This is a genomic window from Bacillus sp. XB1, from assembly GCF_053557995.1.
The window spans coordinates 2168733-2189016 of sequence record NZ_JBNRIL010000001.1 but is presented as its reverse complement, the minus strand read 5'-3'; the positions used below and the strand labels follow the sequence as shown (position 1 = coordinate 2189016).

Below are 20284 nucleotides of genomic sequence, written 5' to 3'. Positions count from 1 at the left end.
GTGGGGAAACGATATGGTGCAAATAAGTAGTAACTTTCTCTTTACCGCATTTATTTTATATTTAATTGCGACTCTATTTTTTGGGGGAGCCATTAAAGAAAAGGGTCATAAATGGGCAAATGTAGGAATAACGATTACAATTTTAGGGTTTATAGCACAAACAGTATATTTTGTTACAAGGTGGATTGCATCAGGGCATGCGCCAGTTAGTAACTTTTTTGAATTCGGTACATTTTTCGGCATGATGCTTGTAGGAGCATTTATTGTCATGTATTTTATGTACCGTGTAAGCATAATCGGACTATTTGCATTACCAGTTGCGCTTTTATTAATTGCCTATGCAAGTATGTTTCCGAGGGAAATATCTCCGCTTATTCCATCTTTAAAAAGTAATTGGTTACATATTCACGTGACGACTGCAGCAGCAGGACAAGCCATTTTAGCGATTAGTTTTATTACAGGCGTTATGTATTTATTGAAAAATGTAGATCAATCGACGAGAAGTAAACGTACATTTTGGCTAGAGACGGTAGTATTTACACTTGTTTGTACAGTTGGATTTATTGGAGTAACAACGGTATTTTCTAGTATGAAATATGAAGCGAAGTTTCAATGGATTGATAAAAATGAACAACAACTGGAAATGAAGTACAATCTTCCGGCTTTAGTTGGACCGCATGAAGGGAAGTTACTGACAGAAAATAAATTAGAACCGGCAGTTGAAGTTCCAACAATTGTAAATGCAAAAAAATTAAATACTGTTATTTGGTCAGTGTTAGTTGGAACATTACTGTATATTGTATTAAGACTCGTTTTACGGAAGCGAGTATCGGCGGCACTTCAGCCGTTAGTAAAGAATACGAATAGTGATCTACTAGATGAAATCGGATATCGATCTATTGCAATTGGATTCCCAGTTTTCACATTAGGTGCATTAATTTTTGCGATGATTTGGGCTCAAATAGCGTGGACGCGCTTTTGGGGCTGGGATCCGAAAGAGGTTTGGGCACTTATAACGTGGCTCTTTTATGCTGCAGTACTACATTTACGATTATCTAAAGGGTGGCATGGAGAGAAATCAGCTTGGCTTGCAGTAATTGGTTTTGCAATCATTATGTTTAACTTTATTGTAGTAAACTTAATTATTGCCGGTTTACATTCATATGCATAGAGAAATAAAATAGGAGAGTGCATGTCACTTTCCTATTTTATTTTTGTCAACTTTTCTTCTTTTTTGAGAAAAACATGACAAAGTAGCGGTTGATTTTGTAAAATGATGTCGAGGACATTATATACAGTTCAAAAAAAATACATAGTTTTGGAAAAAAATTGAACAAAATTTATTATTCTTGTGAAGCATAATATGGGAAGTGAAACATTTAGAAGATTGCTTAAATAAACGAGAATAGCGCAACATAATAGTTAAAGAAGGGTAGGTGTGAACCGCTGAGGTGAGAGTACGCAGCGGGTAGAGATGGAAAATGAATCAAGAATTTTAATTGTAGATGATGAGGATCGTATTCGTCGTTTATTGAAAATGTACTTAGAAAGAGAACAATATACGATTGAAGAAGCAGATAATGGTGATACAGCTTTAGAAATGGCGTTGCAAAATGATTACGATTTAATCTTATTAGATCTTATGATGCCTGGTAAAGATGGCATTGAAGTATGTAAAGGGGTTCGTGAGAAGAAAGCGACACCAATTATTATGCTGACAGCAAAAGGTGAAGAAGTAAATAGAGTACAAGGATTTGAAGTTGGAACAGATGATTATATTGTAAAGCCGTTTAGTCCACGTGAGGTCGTGCTACGTGTGAAAGCGGTATTACGTCGTGCTGTACCAACAACATTCTTTACACAAGATACAACGACAAAAGATGTTACTGTATTCCCTCACTTAACAATTGATAACGATGCACACCGTGTTACTGCAGATGGCAATGAAGTAAACTTAACGCCGAAAGAATATGAGTTACTATTATTTTTAGCGAAAGCTCCTGATAAAGTATTCGATCGTGAGCAGCTGTTAAAAGAAGTATGGCAATATGAATTCTTCGGAGATTTACGTACAGTTGATACACATGTAAAGCGTTTACGTGAGAAGTTAAGCAAAAAATCACCAGATGCAGCGAAAATGATTGTTACTGTTTGGGGTGTAGGTTACAAATTTGAGGTTGTGAACGACTGATGCTTTGGAGAAGTGTAGTAGGGAAGTTATGGATGACCATATTACTTCTCGTTTCGTTTGTTCTTGGATTTGTTGCGATTTTACTTTCACAATTTTTTAGAACGTATTATGTTGATATGAGTGAAAATAGACTTCAAAAAGTCGCAACAAGTGTTACGGAATTAATTGAAGAAGGTGCCGATGTAAAAACGATTGAGAACATCGCGTACAAATTCTCTGATCCACTTTCAAGGATTATTATTGTAGAAGATGGCAAGGAAATCTCTTCTTCACCGAAACAAGAAGGGTTAGTCACCCTTACAATGGATAATTTAAAAGAAGATAAAGAATTAGCCGCTGTTTTTACGGACAAAAAAGAAATTAAGAACAACATTAGAAAAGCTTCTGATAGTAGAAAGAATAAAAGCACTGAAAATGATATTGTGATCGTTGGGAAACCAGTGCAATCAAAAAATCAAAGCGCAGTGTTCGTATATGAATCTTTACAAGTGCCAATAAAAGATATGGAGAGAACGACTGATTTCATTTTCTTAGCCGCTGGGATTGCGATTATATTAACAACTTTCTTTGCGTTCTTCTTATCTACTCGGATTACAGCACCGCTTCGTAAAATGCGTGAGGTTGCTTTTGAAGTGTCACGTGGGAAATTTGATGCAAAGGCTCCTATGGTATCTCAGGATGAAATTGGTGAGCTGGCAACGGCCTTAAATCAAATGGGTAAACAGTTGAAGTTTAATATGAATGCTTTGCAGCAAGAAAAAGAACAGTTAGCTAGTATTTTGAGTAGTATGGCAGATGGAGTTATTACGTTAAATCAAGAAGGTGAAGTCGTAGTTATTAATCCACCGGCTGAACATTTCTTACAAGTTTGGCAAGAAGAAAAAGAGATAGAGTTAAGTAAAAAATTACCTTCTGAACTTGTGGAACTATTCCATCTCGTTGTAGAAAGCGAGCAACAACAAGTTGTTGAAATTAATTTACAAAAAGGGAACTATGTAGTTCTTATGACACCACTTTACAATCAAACGAAAATTCGTGGGGCTGTAGCGGTACTGCGAGATATGACGGAAGAACGTCGTCTTGAGAAAATGCGTCAAGACTTTATTGCGAATGTATCACATGAACTTCGTACACCGATGGTCATGCTGCAAGGGTATAGTGAAGCGATTTTAGATGATATTGTGCAAACGAAAGAGGAAATAGATGAGTTTGTTCAAATCATTTATGATGAATCCGTTCGTTTAGGTAAACTTGTAAATGAATTGTTAGATTTAGCTCGTATGGAAAGCGGTCACGTAGAGTTACATATTGGTGAAGTGGACATACATCCGTTTGTGGAAAAAATTGGTCGTAAATTCCAAGGGATTGCAAAGGATAAAGAAGTTGAACTAACAGTTGATTTCCGGAATCAGATTGAAGAATATGCGTTTGATGCAGATCGGATGGAACAAGTGTTGACGAACTTGATTGATAACGCAATTCGTCATACGAATGCGGGTGGACATGTAACGCTTGTAATTGATACGAAAAATAATGGCCTCATTTTTGAAGTACAAGATTCGGGTGTAGGCATTCCAGAAGAGGATATTCCATTTTTATTTGATCGTTTCTATAAAGCTGATAAAGCAAGAACACGTGGGAAAAAGGGTGGAACAGGACTCGGGCTTGCAATTGCGAAAAATATTGTTCAAGGCCATGACGGTAAAATTTCTGTATCAAGTGTTGTTGGAGAAGGAACTACATTCTCTGTATATTTACCGAATCGTATAATTTAGATATGCTTTTTTAAAGTTGATAATGAATAAAGTTCTGCTGTTTTTTATTTTTTTGTAAACTCAATTAAATAAAGAATGGTAGAACTTTTTTCTATCTTGGTCGAATCAAGAATAACAAGAGAGGGTGCTGTGAAGAAATGAAATTATATACAAAAACAGGAGATAAAGGAACGACAAGTGTAATAGGTGGCAGGGTTGATAAAGATGATATCCGTGTGGAAGCGTATGGAACAATAGACGAGGCAAATTCTCATATTGGATATGCAATGACTAAGGTTCAAGGCGGGGCTTTTAGAGATATTTACAATGAGCTCGAAAATATTCAACATGAACTATTTGATTGCGGAGGAGACTTGGCAATAGTGGAACAAAAAATTCCTTATAAAGTGACAATTGAGATGGTTGAAAGTTTAGAAAGAAAGATTGATTTATATATAGAAGAAGCCCCGCCATTAGAACGCTTTATTTTGCCAGGTGGTAGCGAGGCGGCGGCTACTATTCATATTGCACGTACTGTTGTAAGGAGAGCAGAACGCTCTATAGTATCATTGCAAAAAGAAGTGAAAATAAATGAAGTTGTCTTAAAGTATGTAAATAGATTATCTGATTATTTGTTTGCGATAGCTCGAGTAATAAATGCCCGATTACAAGTGAAAGATGTGGAGTATAACCGTAGTGCATTAGTTTTTCGTGATAAGAAAGAGAAGGAAGTGGAGTAATTCACTTTCTTTTTTTGTATACTTTTTTCTGTAATATACCAAAATAGAGAAGGTATGGTGGTAATTAGAAAACGGAGGATGTATATGAAAGTTTTAAAATGCGGCGTCATGTTATTGAGTATGCTGTTTGTATCTCAATTACATGTTTATGCAGAAGAAAATCGATGGACATGGCCTGTTGAAGGTCAGATAAGTGATTATTTTGGGACAAGGCATGGAAAACACTATGGTATTGATGTAGCTGCGCCGATTGGAACGCCTGTGGCAGCTATTCAAGATGGTAGGGTAACGAAGTCTTATTATTCAAGTAGTTATGGAAATGTTGTATTTATTAAACACGGAGAATATGAGGCTGTATATGCACATTTAAATAAGAGATATGTGGGGCAAGGAGATTATATTTCCAAAGGAGAAAAAATTGGAGAAGTAGGGAACACGGGAGAATCGCGAGGTGCACACTTACATCTAGAACTTCATCAAGGAAGATGGACGATGGCGAAAAAGAATGCGATGAACCCATTGCTTGTTTTAAATGAACAAAGAAATGAAGTTGTTTCTTCATCATTATATGTCGTACAAAAAGGGGATACTTTAGTTAGTATTGCACGGAAATTTAGTATGACACTTAAGGAAATTAAAGAAAAAAATGGATTGCAGCAAGAGCTAATTTATCCTAATCAACAATTATATGTTAAGTGAAGGAAACATTTCAAAAATTAAACTTTGAACAAATTTATGTTCTTCTTAAATAAGGTTCAATGTAAATGAAATTATATGGGCGCTTTTGCTAGAACTATTGAGTGAATTAGAGCATCTATATCTAAAAGAAAACCGTCCCAAAATTTATTTTGGGACGGCTTCTTTTACCAAAAAATAAAGACACATATAAATCCAGAAATAGCTAAATAGCTATATAAGTAAAAAACTTTTGTTCTTGTTTTCTCTTTTGTTCGAAACAGTACGATAGTCGGTTCAATTAAACCGATTGTCAAACAAAGTAGGCCAAGAAGCATACAACCAATCGAAATAGAATACAGGGCGATTTGTGGTGCTTGAAATGGAATCATCCATTTTAATAAAAATGCAATAAGTGCAGTGTAACAAATACTACCGATGTATTTATTCAGTGGTGTATTAGAACGAAAACCAGGAAGTTTTTTTAAGAAAGAGCGGGAAACAACTTCTGTTTGTAAAGATGTATGCTCTTCAATAATTTTTTGAGCTTCTTTTCCTTTTTGAAAAAGAGATAAGATCCAATTTCGCTCACCCTGAAAAATAAATTGAGAAGTTGTCAAATAGTGATCAATCTTCACTTTATTCCAACTCTTCCACGGATGACGCTCACACAATTTTAATTTACTTTCTGTTTTTTTATCATACTGATAAATACTAATGCCATCTTCATCGAAAGTAGCATAGTATGTCTCGTTTGAGAATGTGCCTAAATCAATTGGGCAGTAGAAAAGTAATTCTTTTTTTAAGTAAAAGTATTCTTTTCTTAAGTTTTTTTTCATTGCTTCTCGAATAGAATGTCTCTTGTCTTTTTTCATGACATTTCCTCCATAACTCAGAAAATGTTCTTATCTTAACAATTCAATATCTTATCACTTTTAATTATATATGACTAGGTAATTCAAAAGAGAAATGCCGAATAATAAAAAATATGGATTGTATTGTAAAATATCTCGCAATTTATTTTTTTGTTACGAAAAATAAATAACTAATTTTAAATAAGTTACAATTTTTTAGTTCACAATGTTATGAGGTTGTTGTATAATGAAGGGGAAAATAGAATATCGGTCTATCTTCGGGGCAGGGTGAAAATCCCGACCGGCGGTGATGAACTATTTATGATTTTGTTCTAAGCCCGCGAGCCGTTAAGGCAGGATTTGGTGTGATTCCAAAGCCGACAGTATAGTCTGGATGGGAGAAGATGGAGGTTCAAGCGTTCAAAAAAGATATGGATTTGAACGTCTGTTTGATGTGCCTTAAATTCTCCCTTTGTGTAAAACACAAAGGGTTTTTTCGTTCTATGAAAAAATAGGCATAGCAGAACCTTTCCACTTTCCATGAGATGATCGATGGAAAAGGAGAGAGAAAGATGAAACAAAAAAACAGTGTAGTGCAGATGGTGAGTGTAGCGATGCTAAGTAGTATTGCATATTTACTAATGATGTTAGATTTCCCGTTCCCAGGGCTTCCGCCATTTTTGAAAATTGATTTTAGTGATGTACCAGCTCTAATTGCAGCAATTATCTTTGGACCAGTAGCAGGAGTGATTGTAGAGGCGATAAAGAACATTTTACATTACGGGATTCAAGGAAGTTTAACGGGAGTACCAGTTGGAGAAATTGCAAACTTTATTGCAGGATGTTTATTTATTGGACCAGCAGCTTTCTTATTTAGAAAGTATCGTACTGTGAAGAGTTTAACTACAGGATTAATGCTAGGGACAATTACAATGGCGCTTATTATGAGTGTATTAAACTACATCATCATATTCCCGGCTTACACTTGGTTTTTAAATTCACCGGCTATGTCTAGCGAAGCTATAAGAACAACGGTTGTAACGGCAATCTTACCATTTAATTTAATTAAAGGGATTGTTGTAACAATTGTATTTGTAGCATTATTCTCACGCCTGAAAGTATGGGTGTTTGCAAAAATGAAAAATGCATAATATATATTAAAACCATTAGTAGTGTGAAACTACTAATGGTTTTTTATTAAGGAAAATAAAATTTAGATACAAAAAATGCCCCTCATCAATATGAGGGGCATTTTTTGAAGTTAATAAAAGACTATTCGAATTTTAAAGCGTCTCCGTCAAATGATTCGTCAGCAACTTTAATTGAGTCAGTTGGACAGCCTTCGAATGCATCCATCATATCTTCAATTAATACATCTGGAATTTCAACGATACCTTGGTTATCATCTAATGTTACAAATGCAATACCTTCATCATCATAGTCATAAATGTCTGGTGCAGCAGCGCCACAAGCACCACATGCAATACAAGTATCTTTATCAACGATTGTATATTTTGCCATCTTTTTTCCCTCCTGATAATATGTATGTGAAAAGCTCGCCATAAAAATTATAACCTTATTGTAAAACGGTTTGTAAAACTTTTCAACATAAAATTATAATGATAATGCTTATCAATTAGAGTGTCAACTTATTTTTGAATTATGTCATAAGATTTTCAAAATACGTAAATATGATTTCGTTTGATACAATAGAATATATACAAGTATATAGTTCTTATATGATAAGTTTAATGAGCGAAAGTAGATAGTGTAATTGTACTGAAAAGAATGAAGTTAAGATTGGAAGGTGGAAGCGGTCATGCAAATACAATATACTTTGTTGCATTGTTTAAAACAATTGAATGGTGAAAGAACCGTTTCTTCTATTTATTATTTACTAAAGGGCAAACGTTCTTCGCAAACTTTACAAGATGGAAATATGTTCCGAATTTCTTTTTTGTTCGGAATATATAAATCATTGAATAGAAATGACTATGATGGTGAAGTTGCAAAGTTGTTGCAAGCGAATTTTATTCAAGAAATACATGAAAATACATATGTGTTAACACCTACGGGTAAAATGCAGTTACATAAATGGGGGGAAGTTTATGCTTTTCCGGCGCATTTGCATGGTTTACATTATGGTGAATTAGGTGAAACATTTTGGAAAAGATTATCATTAATTATTCAAACTATATCAAATTTACAACAGAATAATACGAAGTTTATCCCAATTCAGCAAGATACAGAAATAATGATGTGGGTGAAACGTTTTCTAACAGGAATACCATATAAGAGAAGTGAGTTGGCGAGAAAACTATGGACGGAAGTACATAATCTTTTAGAAAAGAGCAATACGATAGAAGCGACGATTGTAACATATCGACTAACGGGTTATGAACGTATTGGTTGTACATTGCAACAATTAGCAGAAATTACGAAACAAGATATATTCAGGGTGTATTTTTTATTTTGGGGTACAATGCATTTCTTTATACAAGAAGTTCGTGATAAAGAAAATGAATTTCCACTATTAGCTGAAATTATATCTTATCCAAATGAGAGAGCTGAATTATTTAGTTTATCCACGAAAAAAACATATAATTTTTGGAGACAAGGACGTTCTTTAGAAGAAATAGCGACGATTCGGAATTTAAAGGTTGCAACGATAGAAGATCATTTTGTTGAAATTGCTTTGCGAGAAAAAGATTTTTCTATTGAAATGTTTATGGAAAAAGAAAAGATAGACAAAGTAATAAAAGTAATTGAAGCATTGCAAACGCGGAAGTTACGTGTTTTGAAACAAGCGGTTGGAGAAGATATCTCTTATTTTGAAGTTCGTCTTGTATTAGCGCGGATGGAGGGTGTAAATGAAACTTGAAGAATATTTATATAAGTGGTTTGGATATTCTGAATTTCGTCCAGGTCAAAAAGGAGTTATTACAGATTTATTAGAAGGAAAAGATGTGATAGCAATGCTTCCGACTGGAAGAGGGAAATCTATGTGCTATCAGTTTCCGGGGCTTATGCGAGAAGGAACAGTGCTTGTTGTATCACCGTTATTATCTTTAATGGAAGATCAAGTGACACAATTAAAGTATGTTGTGAAAAACCGAGTAATAGCATTTAATAGTTTTCGGACATTAAATGAAAAAAGAGAAGCGATGAAAAAATTATCTTCATATAAATTTATTTTTGTTTCACCAGAGATGTTACAGTCGGAGTTATTAATTAGGGAATTGAAGAAAATTCATATTTCATTATTTGTTGTTGATGAGGCTCATTGTATTTCTCAATGGGGTTATGATTTTAGACCGGACTATAAAAAACTAAATGTAGTTATTGAAAATATTGGTTCTCCTACAGTATTAGCATTGACAGCCACAGCGACAAAAGGGGTACTGCAGGATATCGCAAATAGTTTAAATTTAAAGGGTGCCGCGGAACATGTATACTCTATTGATCGTCCTAATATTGCAATGGATGTGCAATTTGTAGAGACGATAGAAGAAAAGAAAGAGGCGCTTTTAGAGCAGGTGATGTATTTACAAGGGCCGGGGATTGTATATTGCTCAAGTAGAGCGTGGACAGAAAGGTTAACGGAATACTTGAGAGGGAAAGGTGTTACTGGTGTAGCTTTTTATCATGGTGGTATGGAACATGAAGAGCGTATGTTAATTCAACAGCAGTTTATGAACGATCAATTGCAACTTGTAATATGCACAAGTGCATTTGGTATGGGGGTAAATAAGGCGAATACGCGATATATTATTCATTTTCATTATCCAACTAATATAGCTTCTTACTTACAAGAAATCGGAAGAGCTGGAAGAGATGGCGAACCGAGTATAGCTATTTTATTATGTAGTCCGCTGGATCATGATTTACCAATTTCAATCATTGAGGATGAATTGCCAAGTAAGTCACAAATACAATTTTTATTTTCTTTACTACAAGAAAGAATGTTTCAAACGAAAGAATTACCAATAGAAGATGTAGAAGAAATTTGTTATAATGCAGCAAGATTTAATGAGCAATATTGGCGTTTCGTTCGTTATCATCTCGAACAGGTTGGAATTATACAACAACGAAGATTATTATTAGAAGGTTTGTCAGATGAAATTATGAACCGATTAATAGCTGAAGTAGAAATAAGGTTGCGTAATAAATATAGTGAGCTAGAAAATATGAAATCATGGATACAAGTTAAAGGGTGTAGACGTGAATATGTGCTGCAACAGTTCGGTTATAGGAAAGAGCAAGAGTTAATTAATTGCTGCGATTATTGCGGTATTATAAAAGAAGATTATAAAAAAAGACGAGCGCAACAATCGGATTTCGACTATAATTGGGAAACAGAGTTACAAAAGCTTTTCGGCCTAGAAAAGATGGAGGAATGATGAACATTCAAAGGCATAATGTTGAAGATATGAGTCCGCAGGAAATAAGGCTGAATCTATATATAACACAGTTAATTATTATCGGTATTGGCTGTTTACTGGCATATATATTATTTCAAGATGTAAAAGAAGTCTTTAATTTATGGAAATGGGAACCAGTATCTATACTTATTATAGGTGGTTTGTTAGCGATTGGTATTGTGTTATTAGATTATGTTGCAATGCGAGTGTTTCCGGAGTCTTGGTTTGATGATGGTGGTATTAACGATAAGATGTTTCGAGGAATGTCCGTTCTACACTTACTCGTTATTACGTTCTTAATTGGTTTTGCAGAAGAATTTTTATTTAGAGGTGTAGTACAGACTCATTTTGGAATTGTAATTGCGAGCTTCGTATTTGCAGTGTTACATATTCGTTATATAACAAAGCCATTTTTGTTTTGTTTCGTCTGTTTCATTAGTTTTGTCTTTGGTTATGTATTTGAATGGACAGGAAATTTGTTTATAACAATCTTTGCACACTTTCTTGTTGATTTTATAATGGGACTCCAATTAAGAAAATAAATGGAAGGTGGTGGTGAACAACATGAGGAAACGAATTCCTGATTTTGAAGAGGAATTAGAAGTTGAGCGAGTGGAAGAAAAAGAAAGTTTACCGCCGCGTAGTGAAATTCATAGAAATAAAGAAAAAAAACAAAAGTTTAAAATAAATCACATTTTCGTCCGGGTTTTAACATTTCTATTCATTCTGCTGCCGATTAGTATTTTGTGGTACACGGATAAATATATTCAGGTGAAGGGTGATAGTAATAATGCCGGAAAAAGTGCGTTTGAAGTAATCTTCTTTGATTCAGCTAAATCTGAGTCGCAGAAACATTCTGAAAAAGTAATAACGCATACTGTGAAAGAGGGAGAAACTTTAGAAAGTATAGCGAAGCAATATTTTTCAGATGGAAATGGAATTGAAGTAATTAAAAAGTATAATAACTTGCAAGAAGATGAAGTGAGTGCAGGTCAAGAATTAAAAATTCCGATAAAAGATAAGTCCACAAAGCAAGAAAGCTAGTGAGTTAAGCGATCACCGTTTGTTATAAAAGCCTAGGATTATCTTTATGAGGAGGGGAGTCAAAAATATGATATGGATTATATTATTCAGTACTCTCATAGGCATGGGGATTTTATTGCTTCTTGTGATGTATAAAGAAGCGATGCGTAATACGGTGTTGGAACATACTTTAGTATTTAAAGAATTTCCGAAAAGTTTTCAAAAAGTAAATGTGTTTTTTATTTCTGATATTCATAGAAGAGTCATTTCGAATTTGTTAATTGAACAAGTAAAAGGAAAAGTAGATCTCGTAATTATCGGAGGAGATTTAGCAGAGAAAGGTGTCTCTTTATCAAAAATCTCTGCGAATATTCAAAAGTTAAGAGAGGTAGCTCCTGTATATTTTGTGTGGGGAAACAATGATTATGAGATAGAATATCATGAATTAGATGCGTTATTATTAGAAAATAACGTAAAAGTTTTAGATAATACAAGAGTGGTATTTGAGTCTGAATTAGGCGAGAAAATTTGTTTGCTCGGTATAGATGATGTTGGATTGCACCGTGATCGTCTAGATTTGGCATTGGCGGATTGTAAAGAAGATGGTTTTCGTATCCTAGTTAGTCACAACCCTGATATAATAAAAAAAATGTCTGGAAATGAACAGATTTCACTTGTCTTAAGTGGACATACGCATGGAGGGCAAATCCGATTATTCCCATCTAAAAAATATTTAAAAGGTGGCGTATATAACCATTTAAATACGATTCTCTTTGTTAGTAATGGGTATGGAACAACATTGATACCACTTCGTTTCCGAGCACCTGCTCAAACACACATCATTACATTGTGCGGAGGGAAATGATGCCAACTCTTAATGGGAAATACAATATAAAAGCCGTTTCGAATATAATTGGAGTTCAGCCGAGTACGCTTCGTGCATGGGAAAGACGATATCAAATTATTGCCCCAAAGCGGAATCAAGCTGGGCATCGTTTATATACAGAAGAGCATATTCAAATTTTAAAATGGTTAATGGAAAAAGTTTCTTCCGGTATGATGATTGGACAAGCAGTTCAATTATTAGAAGAAAATCGTTTGCAGAGTACAGTTCAAAAAGAGATACATTTCGATAAAGAAGTTGTTTTAGTGGACGATTTGCTACAAGCTTTGTTAAAATTTGATGAAATTACAATTGCTGCATTATTAAACGAAGCTTTTAGTATATATTCAACAGAGAAGGTTGTTGCCAGTATTGTTCTTCGAGTGACAGACAAATTATTAACGTCAAAAAATAATAATGAGATTTCAATGGTGCAATTTCAATATGCACTATCATTTTTACAAACGCGTCTAGGGATGGTGTATCACAATGCCTCAATGTTTTCCTCTTTACACAAAGTTATTGTGTTAGAAAAGGATGCATTGAAAGGATTTATTTTTTCAACTTATTTACGCTTAAAAGGATATGAGGCGATATATATTAGGACAAGCTTAGCTGAAGATGGTATGTTATCAGCGGTAGAGGAAATACAGCCGAAATATGTATTTATATCTTTTGCTGACGAACAAGAAATGAAAAAGACGATGAACTTTATAAATTTATTACAAGAAAAAAGGGAATCTCTTTCTGTTGGATTTATCGGAAAGCTAGGCGTTCTAAACCAGTTGGACATTGAAACAATCTTAATTGGTGATACGAAAGAAGAATGGGATGGATGGTTAAAAATGTCGGAATAGTTGTTCGAAAAGAACCATCTATTTTCTATTTCATATAATAAAAATTAGATGCATTGGTTACGTAGGGAGGGTATGAGATGAGGCTGGAACGATTAAATTACAATAAGATAAAAATTTTTCTAACATTTGATGATTTATCTGAACGAGGATTAACGAAAGAAGATTTATGGAGAAATGCACCGAAAGTACAGCAATTATTTCGTGATATGATGCAAGAAGCAAATAAGGAATTAGGATTTGAAGCAGATGGTCCGATTGCAGTTGAAGTGTTTTCTCTACAAGCACAAGGGATGGTTGTAATTGTAACGAAAGAAAATCAAGAAATAGATACAGATGATGAGTTCCGTGACGAGTTTATTGAAATGCAAGTGACTCTAGATGAAAGTGAGCATATATTATATGAGTTTGCTACGCTAGATGACGTAATTAACCTGTCGAATCGCTTATATAACCTTGGTGTAACTGGCGGAAAGCTATATACGTGGGATGAGCGCTTCTATCTTTGGGTGGAAGAAGAGGAACAAATTCAATTGTTAAAGGCGGATTTTATAGCTATTTTAGCGGAATACGGTAATCCGTCTACAGCAACCATTTATCGCATCATGGAGTACGGTAAAGAATTAATGGATGTTAACGCGATAGAACAAATACACAATTACTTTGTGAAAAAACAAAACCTCAGCTAATACAACATAGCTGAGGTTTTGTTCTTATTTGGAGAAGGGAAGGGATGATTGTAAATACTCGAACATACTTTTTGAAAATAAAATATGCAGTTTTATGGGAGTGTGGTTGATGAAAATAAAAAATATTTAAATATTTAAGTATTTTACTTTTCTAAAAGTAATAAAAGGACTATAATAATAGTGAAAACGCTTGCAATAGAAAATAGTTTGTATATATTTGTTAGCGTTTTCTATTGCATTCCAAATTTAAGGGTGTATACTAGGCAATGAAGGTTTACTAAACAAGTGAAATTACAGGGGGTTTACTTACTATGGTAGCCGAAAAGGGAACTCAAACAAAAACACAACAACAAAGGGAACAACATTTTGAACTATTGAATTCAACACAAATTGTTATTAGTGAAGCGTTAGAAAAATTGGGTTATCCAAACGAAGTATATGAATTATTAAAAGAACCAATTCGTATGATGACAGTGAAAATACCAGTTCGTATGGATGACGGGACTGTTAAAATATTTACAGGATATCGTGCGCAACATAATGATGCTGTTGGTCCAACGAAAGGTGGAATTCGCTTCCATCCGAATGTAACAGAAAATGAAGTGAAAGCACTTTCAATCTGGATGAGTTTAAAATGTGGTATTGTTGATTTACCATATGGTGGAGGTAAGGGTGGAATTATTTGTGATCCACGTGAAATGTCATTCCGTGAGTTAGAAAGATTAAGCCGCGGTTATGTACGAGCAATTAGCCAAATCGTAGGACCGACGAAAGATATTCCAGCTCCAGATGTATTCACAAACTCTCAAATTATGGCATGGATGATGGATGAGTATAGCCGTATTGATGAATTTAATTCACCAGGATTTATTACAGGTAAACCGCTTGTACTAGGTGGATCACATGGACGTGAAACAGCAACAGCGAAAGGTGTAACAATTTGTATTCGCGAAGCTGCGAAAAAACGTGGCATTGATATTAAGGGTGCACGCGTTGTTGTTCAAGGATTCGGTAATGCTGGTAGCTTCTTAGCTAAATTTATGCATGATGCAGGTGCGAAAGTTATTGCAATCTCAGATGCTTACGGCGCGTTACATGATCCAAACGGATTAGATATTGATTATTTATTAGACCGTCGTGATAGCTTCGGTACAGTAACAAAGTTATTTAACAATACAATTTCAAACAAAGAATTGTTAGAACTTGATTGCGATATTTTAGTTCCAGCTGCAATTGAGAACCAAATTACAGAAGAAAATGCTAATGATATTAAAGCGAAAATCGTTGTTGAAGCTGCAAATGGTCCAACAACATTAGAAGCGACTAAAATTTTAACAGATCGCGGAATTTTACTTGTTCCAGACGTGTTAGCAAGTGCTGGTGGTGTAACAGTATCTTACTTTGAGTGGGTACAAAATAACCAAGGTTACTACTGGACTGAAGAAGAAGTAGAACAACGTTTAGAAAAAGTAATGGTAAGATCATTTGATTCTATTTATGAAACAGCACAAGTTCGTAAAGTGAACATGCGCTTAGCGGCGTACATGGTTGGTGTTCGTAAAATGGCTGAAGCAAGCCGCTTCAGAGGTTGGGTATAAAATATTATATCTTGAGAAAACGTGATTTCCTTTCGAGGGAATCACGTTTTTTTGTTGAAGTATTAAATGAGGTGTTGTATATGGAGAATGAAATGTTGGAACGAGTAGAACAATTAGAAGAAAAGGTTAATAGGTTAGAGGGAGAACTCGCAAGAACGATGAAAGCTCGCAAAATAAGTACCGTTCGGATGTTCGGGGAAGGGCTACTGTTTCTGATATTTGGTGTGGTTGTAGTAGGGCCGATTATTGCCGTTGTAATCTCAATTTTTACTTGGCTTGCTGAAAAATAAAATAAAATAAAAATAAAAAAGAACGCTTGTTCTACACGAACAAACGTGCTATACTCTCCTTAGATAAACAAAACGGAAATGATTTTAAGGAGAGATAAATGATGAAAATGACAGTAGACCAAAGATTTATGATGCCAGCAGATGTTGTAGAGCGAGTGGAAGTATTACGAAACAAACAAAGCAAGCGTGGCACATTATTACAATCGGTAAATAAATTTTTCGGTTTAGATACGAAAGAAGATTGTGTTTGGTTTTACGGTTTTTATGGAGTGGCTGTAAGTATCTTGTTGTTTATGGTGTTCACTTCAAATATTTTCGATTTTCTCTTCGCGTAAGAAATATGCGATAAGGACATTGCTACCGAATACATATATAAGGAAGTAAGGTAATCTTCTAGAGCGGGAGTTGGTAGCAATGGCGATGTTTCCTATAGAGCGCAATTATATTGGATATGGAAGTTCACGACCGGGGATTCCTCTGACTAAAGTGAGATTTATCGTAAGCCATGATACGGGGAATCCTGGAAGCAATGCGATAGGCAATCGAGATTACTTTAATGAATTACAACCGAAAGCTTCGGCACATACATTTATAGATGATAAAACAATATTGGAGATTATTCCTATAAATGAAGTTGCGTATCATGTTCGATATGGTGTGCCGACGGATAATGACTTATATGGCTATGACGCGAATAAGGCGGCCATTGGAGTGGAACTTTGTTATGGTGGTGATGTTAACTTTTGGGAAGCGTATAATCGTTTTACATGGTATCATGCGTATTTATGCCAAAACTTTGGCTTAAATCCGAAAAAAGATATCGTGTCACATAAAACGCTTGATCCAGCTAGAAAGATTGATCCTGAGAATGTATTAGGGAAACAAGGTATTAAATTTCAACAGTTTTTAGCAGATGTCTATCGGATGTACGTTTCGTTTAGATGACAAATATATGAAAAATGAATACAATAAAGATAGGTGCCTACTGCTGTAAGTAGGTTTTTTCTTGTTTTTATAAATAGTGCATTGGTAGAAGACTAGGAGTGGACGAGTATGCAGAAAGAAACAGTTATTATAATCGGAGGCGGTCCGTGCGGATTAGCGGCTGCAATTTCGTTGCAAAAGGTAGGGATAAATCCGTTAGTAATTGAAAAAGGAAACATTGTAAATGCCATTTATAATTATCCAACTCATCAAACATTTTTCTCTTCTAGTGAAAAATTAGAAATTGGTGATGTAGCTTTTATTACAGAAAATCGTAAGCCATTTCGAAATCAAGCGCTTGCGTATTATCGTGAAGTAGTAAAACGTAAATCTGTACGTGTAAATGCTTTTGAGCGAGTGGAGAAAGTTCAAAAAGATGGAGAAGTTTTTCAGGTTGAGACGACAAAGCGTGATGGAAGTAAGGAAATGTATATAGGGAAATATATTGTTGTAGCAACTGGATATTATGATAATCCAAATTATATGAATGTTCCAGGTGAGGAATTGAAGAAAGTAGCTCACTATTTTAAAGAGGGGCATCCTTATTTTGATCGAGATGTAGTAGTTATAGGTGGGAAAAACTCGAGTGTAGATGCCGCGTTAGAACTTGTTAAATCTGGTGCACGTGTAACGGTACTGTATCGTGGAAGTGAGTATTCACCAAGCATAAAGCCTTGGATTTTGCCGGAATTTGAGGCGTTAGTACGAAACGGTACAATTCAAATGCATTTTGGAGCTCATGTGAAAGAGATTACTGAGCATACATTAACGTTTACAGTTGATGGTGAAGCTTTTACAATCAAAAACGATTTTGTATTTGCGATGACTGGTTATCATCCTGATCATAGCTTCTTAACGAAGATGGGTGTTCAGATTGATGAAGAAACAGGACGTCCAATTTATACAGAGGATAGAATGGAAACGAATGCTGAAAATATTTTCATTGCAGGTGTCATTGCTGCTGGAAATAATGCAAATGAAATATTTATCGAGAACGGTAGATTTCATGGAGATGCGATTGCGCAAACCATTGCATTAAGAGAAAAATAAAAAGGAGCTGTCGGGAAAATCTCGACAGCTCCTTTTTATTCGTGCATAAACATATTTTGAATGGATTCATGAGAATTTGTATTCTCTAATGCAACAAGTAATTTAATGCGTGCTTTTTGTGCATTTAAGCCGTATGTGAATACAATGCCCATATCTTTTAAGTGTTTACCGCCACCTTCATACGAATATACGTCTTGAACGATACCGTTGAAACAGCGAGAAACTAATACGACAGGAATACCTTTATTTAATAATCTTTCTAGGCTAGGCAGTGTTCTTGGAGGGAGGTTACCTTGTCCAAGAGCTTCGATAACAATGCCGTCTACAGGAAGATTTTCGATTGCTGCTAATAATGTATCATCCATGCCAGCATATGCTTTTAGAACAACTACATTTTTAGACACTTTGTTTATCGTATATGATTCGCGATGTACTAAAGCGTGATGGAAGACAACGCCGCGTTTTGTTACCATTCCAATTGGTCCGTATTGTGGACTTTGGAATGTTGCGACATTACTTGTATGTGTTTTTGTTACATTTGTAGCGCAATGAATTTCGTCGTTTAATACGACTAAAACACCTTTTTCTGCAGCTTCATCACAACTAGCAACTTTTACAGCTGATAAGAAGTTATATAGACCATCAGCACCTAACTCATTGCTAGAGCGCATTGCACCTGTCACTACGATCGGAATAGTTGCTTGTACTGTTAAATCTAAGAAATAAGCTGTTTCTTCTAATGTATCCGTACCATGCGTAATAACTACGCCATGAATGTTGTCTTGTTTTACTCTTTCATCAATGATGACTTGTAATTGTAACATTTCGCTCGGTGTCATATGAGGAGATGGTAGATGGAACACATCTTCAACGATTAAATCAACATCGCCTTCTAAATCAGGAATGAATTTTAAAAGAGGATTTTTTTTACCTGGTTGTACGACCCCAGTTTCTTTATCTTCCTCCATTGCAATTGTTCCACCTGTGTGTAAAACTAGGATTCTTTTCAATGCTTATACCCCTTTCAAGTAAAAAAATACATTTAGAACATAACATGTTTTGAGTAAATTCGACAATGGAAATGTATAAAAGTATGCCTCGAAAATGACAATAAAATTAACTGCTATATGTACGATGTATAAAATTACGAAACGAAATGTGCAAATATAGTATAGGAGGGAGAAATTACGTTGAAAAAGATGGAGAGAATTTTTATTCGTATATTGATAATACAATTCATTTGTCTTTCTGTTGTACAATTGTTATTTATACATAAGTCATCAGTGAAATATTTATCTAAAATTGTTTATTATGAGGGTGTTATGGTAAAAAACAAAGTGGAAATCTTGCAGGTGAATCGGTAGTTTTCATTTTCTTCTATGAAGGATTATGCTACAATAATTGAGGATTTAATGACGCGAAGCAAATGAGAAGAAGCAGGGTGAACACCTGCTTTTCGTTTTGTTTTATAAGTGAAAAAATGAGGTGTTACAATGGATAAACGAATTTCAATTGCTATAGATGGTCCAGCAGCTGCAGGGAAAAGTACAGTGGCAAAAGTTGTTGCGAAGGAACTTTCTTATGTTTATATTGATACAGGCGCAATGTACCGTACGCTTACATATGCAGCCCTTGAACAAAAAGTAGACATTGAAAATGAAGAGCAGTTAATGGAAGTTGTAAAGAATGTAAATATTGAGTTTCAGCAAGGAGAAAATACACAGCTTGTATTTTTAAATGGACAAGATGTTTCTGAAGTAATTCGTACACCTGATGTGACGAATCGAGTATCTATTGTAGCGAAACATCGCCTTGTTCGTGAAGAAATGGTACGTCGTCAGCAAGAGTTAGCGAAAAAAGGCGGCGTTGTAATGGACGGCCGTGATATTGGTACACATGTATTACCGGATGCTGAAGTGAAAATCTTTATGCTTGCTTCTGTTGAAGAAAGAGCGGAAAGAAGGCATTTAGAAAATTTAAATAAAGGTTTCGATTCTAATTTAGAGCAGCTAAAAGAAGAAATTGCTCAGCGTGATAAATTAGATTCAGAACGCGAAGTTTCTCCACTAAAAAAGGCTGATGATGCATTGGAATTAGATACGACTTCTTTATCAATTGAAGAAGTTGTCCAAAAAATTATGAGCATTGTTTCTGGAGTGTTTGCGAAATAAAGAAAGGGGATAATCCTCTTTCTTTTTTTGTTTAAATAGAAATGTAAAGGATACGTGAATTGTGAGTCTCTTTCCTTGACAAATGAGCTGATTTGTAAGAAGTTAGT

At 34.9% G+C, this 20284-nt stretch carries 23 protein-coding genes and 1 riboswitch; of the genes, 20 read left to right on the top strand and 3 right to left on the bottom strand.

Translation table 11 applies throughout. The features are described from left to right. The first annotated feature begins 13 nt into the window (after nucleotides 1-13). The 5 genes from resC (at nucleotide 14) to ACK1U5_RS11125 (ending at nucleotide 5384) form a co-directional block, all read left to right on the top strand. Nucleotides 14-1171: a cytochrome c biogenesis protein ResC gene (resC, locus tag ACK1U5_RS11145; protein WP_061139490.1), complete on the top strand. Its 1158-nt coding sequence runs from the start codon at nucleotides 14-16 to the stop codon at nucleotides 1169-1171. Nucleotides 1172-1474: 303 nt separating this feature from the next. Next, entirely contained in the window at nucleotides 1475-2191 is a 717-nt protein-coding gene (gene resD, locus ACK1U5_RS11140; RefSeq protein WP_000426861.1) for a DNA-binding response regulator ResD, read from the top strand. After that, nucleotides 2191-3966 carry a sensor histidine kinase ResE gene (resE, locus tag ACK1U5_RS11135; protein WP_000964697.1) on the top strand — a complete coding sequence of 592 codons (1776 nt, stop codon included), beginning with the start codon at nucleotides 2191-2193 and terminating at the stop codon, nucleotides 3964-3966. The genes resD and resE overlap by 1 nt, the downstream gene beginning before the upstream one ends. A 137-nt stretch (nucleotides 3967-4103) precedes the next feature. After that, the gene (locus ACK1U5_RS11130; protein WP_000781277.1) at nucleotides 4104-4685 is read left to right on the top strand and encodes a cob(I)yrinic acid a,c-diamide adenosyltransferase; all 582 of its coding nucleotides are present in this window, start codon (nucleotides 4104-4106) and stop codon (nucleotides 4683-4685) included. Nucleotides 4686-4769: 84 nt separating this feature from the next. After that, nucleotides 4770-5384 (top strand): peptidoglycan DD-metalloendopeptidase family protein, encoded by a 615-nt coding sequence (locus ACK1U5_RS11125; protein WP_000866125.1) that lies wholly within the window; start codon nucleotides 4770-4772, stop codon nucleotides 5382-5384. Nucleotides 5385-5548: 164 nt separating this feature from the next. Here ACK1U5_RS11125 and ACK1U5_RS11120 read toward each other — a convergent pair whose 3' ends face one another. Then, complete coding sequence (locus tag ACK1U5_RS11120; protein WP_000710837.1) at nucleotides 5549-6235, bottom strand: hypothetical protein; 687 nt, start codon at nucleotides 6233-6235, stop codon at nucleotides 5549-5551. 249 nt (nucleotides 6236-6484) lie between these two features. Next, a riboswitch (FMN riboswitch) is annotated at nucleotides 6485-6624 on the top strand. Between the two features lie 162 nt (nucleotides 6625-6786). Here ACK1U5_RS11120 and ACK1U5_RS11115 point away from each other — a divergent pair. Continuing rightward, the gene (locus ACK1U5_RS11115; protein WP_000810856.1) at nucleotides 6787-7365 is read left to right on the top strand and encodes an ECF transporter S component; all 579 of its coding nucleotides are present in this window, start codon (nucleotides 6787-6789) and stop codon (nucleotides 7363-7365) included. A gap of 121 nt (nucleotides 7366-7486) precedes the next feature. Here ACK1U5_RS11115 and ACK1U5_RS11110 read toward each other — a convergent pair whose 3' ends face one another. Further along, the gene (locus tag ACK1U5_RS11110) at nucleotides 7487-7735 is read right to left on the bottom strand and encodes a ferredoxin (RefSeq protein ID WP_001151993.1); all 249 of its coding nucleotides are present in this window, start codon (nucleotides 7733-7735) and stop codon (nucleotides 7487-7489) included. 298 nt (nucleotides 7736-8033) lie between these two features. Here ACK1U5_RS11110 and ACK1U5_RS11105 point away from each other — a divergent pair, with 298 nt between their 5' ends. The 12 genes from ACK1U5_RS11105 (at nucleotide 8034) to ACK1U5_RS11050 (ending at nucleotide 18006) form a co-directional block, all read left to right on the top strand. Then, complete coding sequence (locus ACK1U5_RS11105) at nucleotides 8034-9095, top strand: helix-turn-helix domain-containing protein (RefSeq protein ID WP_001167013.1); 1062 nt, start codon at nucleotides 8034-8036, stop codon at nucleotides 9093-9095. Beyond that, the gene (recQ, locus tag ACK1U5_RS11100; protein ID WP_000762979.1) at nucleotides 9085-10614 is read left to right on the top strand and encodes an ATP-dependent DNA helicase RecQ; all 1530 of its coding nucleotides are present in this window, start codon (nucleotides 9085-9087) and stop codon (nucleotides 10612-10614) included. The genes ACK1U5_RS11105 and recQ overlap by 11 nt, the downstream gene beginning before the upstream one ends. Continuing rightward, entirely contained in the window at nucleotides 10614-11177 is a 564-nt protein-coding gene (locus tag ACK1U5_RS11095) for a CPBP family intramembrane glutamic endopeptidase (RefSeq protein ID WP_001025780.1), read from the top strand. Before recQ ends, ACK1U5_RS11095 begins: the two co-directional genes overlap by 1 nt. Before the next feature lie 22 nt (nucleotides 11178-11199). Then, complete coding sequence (locus ACK1U5_RS11090; RefSeq protein WP_001231553.1) at nucleotides 11200-11679, top strand: LysM peptidoglycan-binding domain-containing protein; 480 nt, start codon at nucleotides 11200-11202, stop codon at nucleotides 11677-11679. Between the two features lie 67 nt (nucleotides 11680-11746). Continuing rightward, on the top strand, nucleotides 11747-12523 hold the full coding sequence (locus tag ACK1U5_RS11085) for a metallophosphoesterase (RefSeq protein ID WP_000637799.1): 777 nt from the start codon (nucleotides 11747-11749) through the stop codon (nucleotides 12521-12523). Beyond that, the gene (locus ACK1U5_RS11080) at nucleotides 12523-13398 is read left to right on the top strand and encodes a MerR family transcriptional regulator (protein ID WP_001142650.1); all 876 of its coding nucleotides are present in this window, start codon (nucleotides 12523-12525) and stop codon (nucleotides 13396-13398) included. Before ACK1U5_RS11085 ends, ACK1U5_RS11080 begins: the two co-directional genes overlap by 1 nt. A gap of 77 nt (nucleotides 13399-13475) precedes the next feature. Beyond that, nucleotides 13476-14084, top strand: coding sequence for a genetic competence negative regulator (locus ACK1U5_RS11075; RefSeq protein ID WP_001235397.1), 609 nt, complete (start codon nucleotides 13476-13478; stop codon nucleotides 14082-14084). A 311-nt stretch (nucleotides 14085-14395) separates the two neighbouring features. After that, nucleotides 14396-15682: an NAD-specific glutamate dehydrogenase gene (gene gudB / locus ACK1U5_RS11070; RefSeq protein WP_000225173.1), complete on the top strand. Its 1287-nt coding sequence runs from the start codon at nucleotides 14396-14398 to the stop codon at nucleotides 15680-15682. A gap of 80 nt (nucleotides 15683-15762) precedes the next feature. Further along, nucleotides 15763-15972: a hypothetical protein gene (locus ACK1U5_RS11065; RefSeq protein ID WP_000426768.1), complete on the top strand. Its 210-nt coding sequence runs from the start codon at nucleotides 15763-15765 to the stop codon at nucleotides 15970-15972. A 98-nt stretch (nucleotides 15973-16070) separates the two neighbouring features. Beyond that, the gene (locus ACK1U5_RS11060; RefSeq protein ID WP_001983018.1) at nucleotides 16071-16307 is read left to right on the top strand and encodes a DUF3961 domain-containing protein; all 237 of its coding nucleotides are present in this window, start codon (nucleotides 16071-16073) and stop codon (nucleotides 16305-16307) included. 79 nt (nucleotides 16308-16386) lie between these two features. Then, nucleotides 16387-16917 carry a peptidoglycan recognition protein family protein gene (locus tag ACK1U5_RS11055; protein WP_001240655.1) on the top strand — a complete coding sequence of 177 codons (531 nt, stop codon included), beginning with the start codon at nucleotides 16387-16389 and terminating at the stop codon, nucleotides 16915-16917. Between the two features lie 108 nt (nucleotides 16918-17025). Continuing rightward, nucleotides 17026-18006, top strand: coding sequence for a YpdA family putative bacillithiol disulfide reductase (locus ACK1U5_RS11050; protein WP_001168509.1), 981 nt, complete (start codon nucleotides 17026-17028; stop codon nucleotides 18004-18006). A gap of 35 nt (nucleotides 18007-18041) precedes the next feature. Here ACK1U5_RS11050 and ansA read toward each other — a convergent pair whose 3' ends face one another. After that, complete coding sequence (gene ansA / locus ACK1U5_RS11045; protein WP_000822026.1) at nucleotides 18042-19016, bottom strand: asparaginase; 975 nt, start codon at nucleotides 19014-19016, stop codon at nucleotides 18042-18044. A 180-nt stretch (nucleotides 19017-19196) separates the two neighbouring features. On the opposite strand from ansA, the gene ACK1U5_RS11040 reads away from it, so the two are divergent. Both ACK1U5_RS11040 and cmk read left to right on the top strand, forming a co-directional pair. Next, a complete protein-coding gene (locus tag ACK1U5_RS11040; RefSeq protein WP_000738057.1) occupies nucleotides 19197-19370 on the top strand; it encodes a YpfB family protein in 174 nt (57 codons plus the stop codon). Nucleotides 19371-19499: 129 nt separating this feature from the next. Continuing rightward, on the top strand, nucleotides 19500-20177 hold the full coding sequence (cmk, locus tag ACK1U5_RS11035) for a (d)CMP kinase (protein ID WP_000361252.1): 678 nt from the start codon (nucleotides 19500-19502) through the stop codon (nucleotides 20175-20177). Nucleotides 20178-20284: the final 107 nt, after the last annotated feature.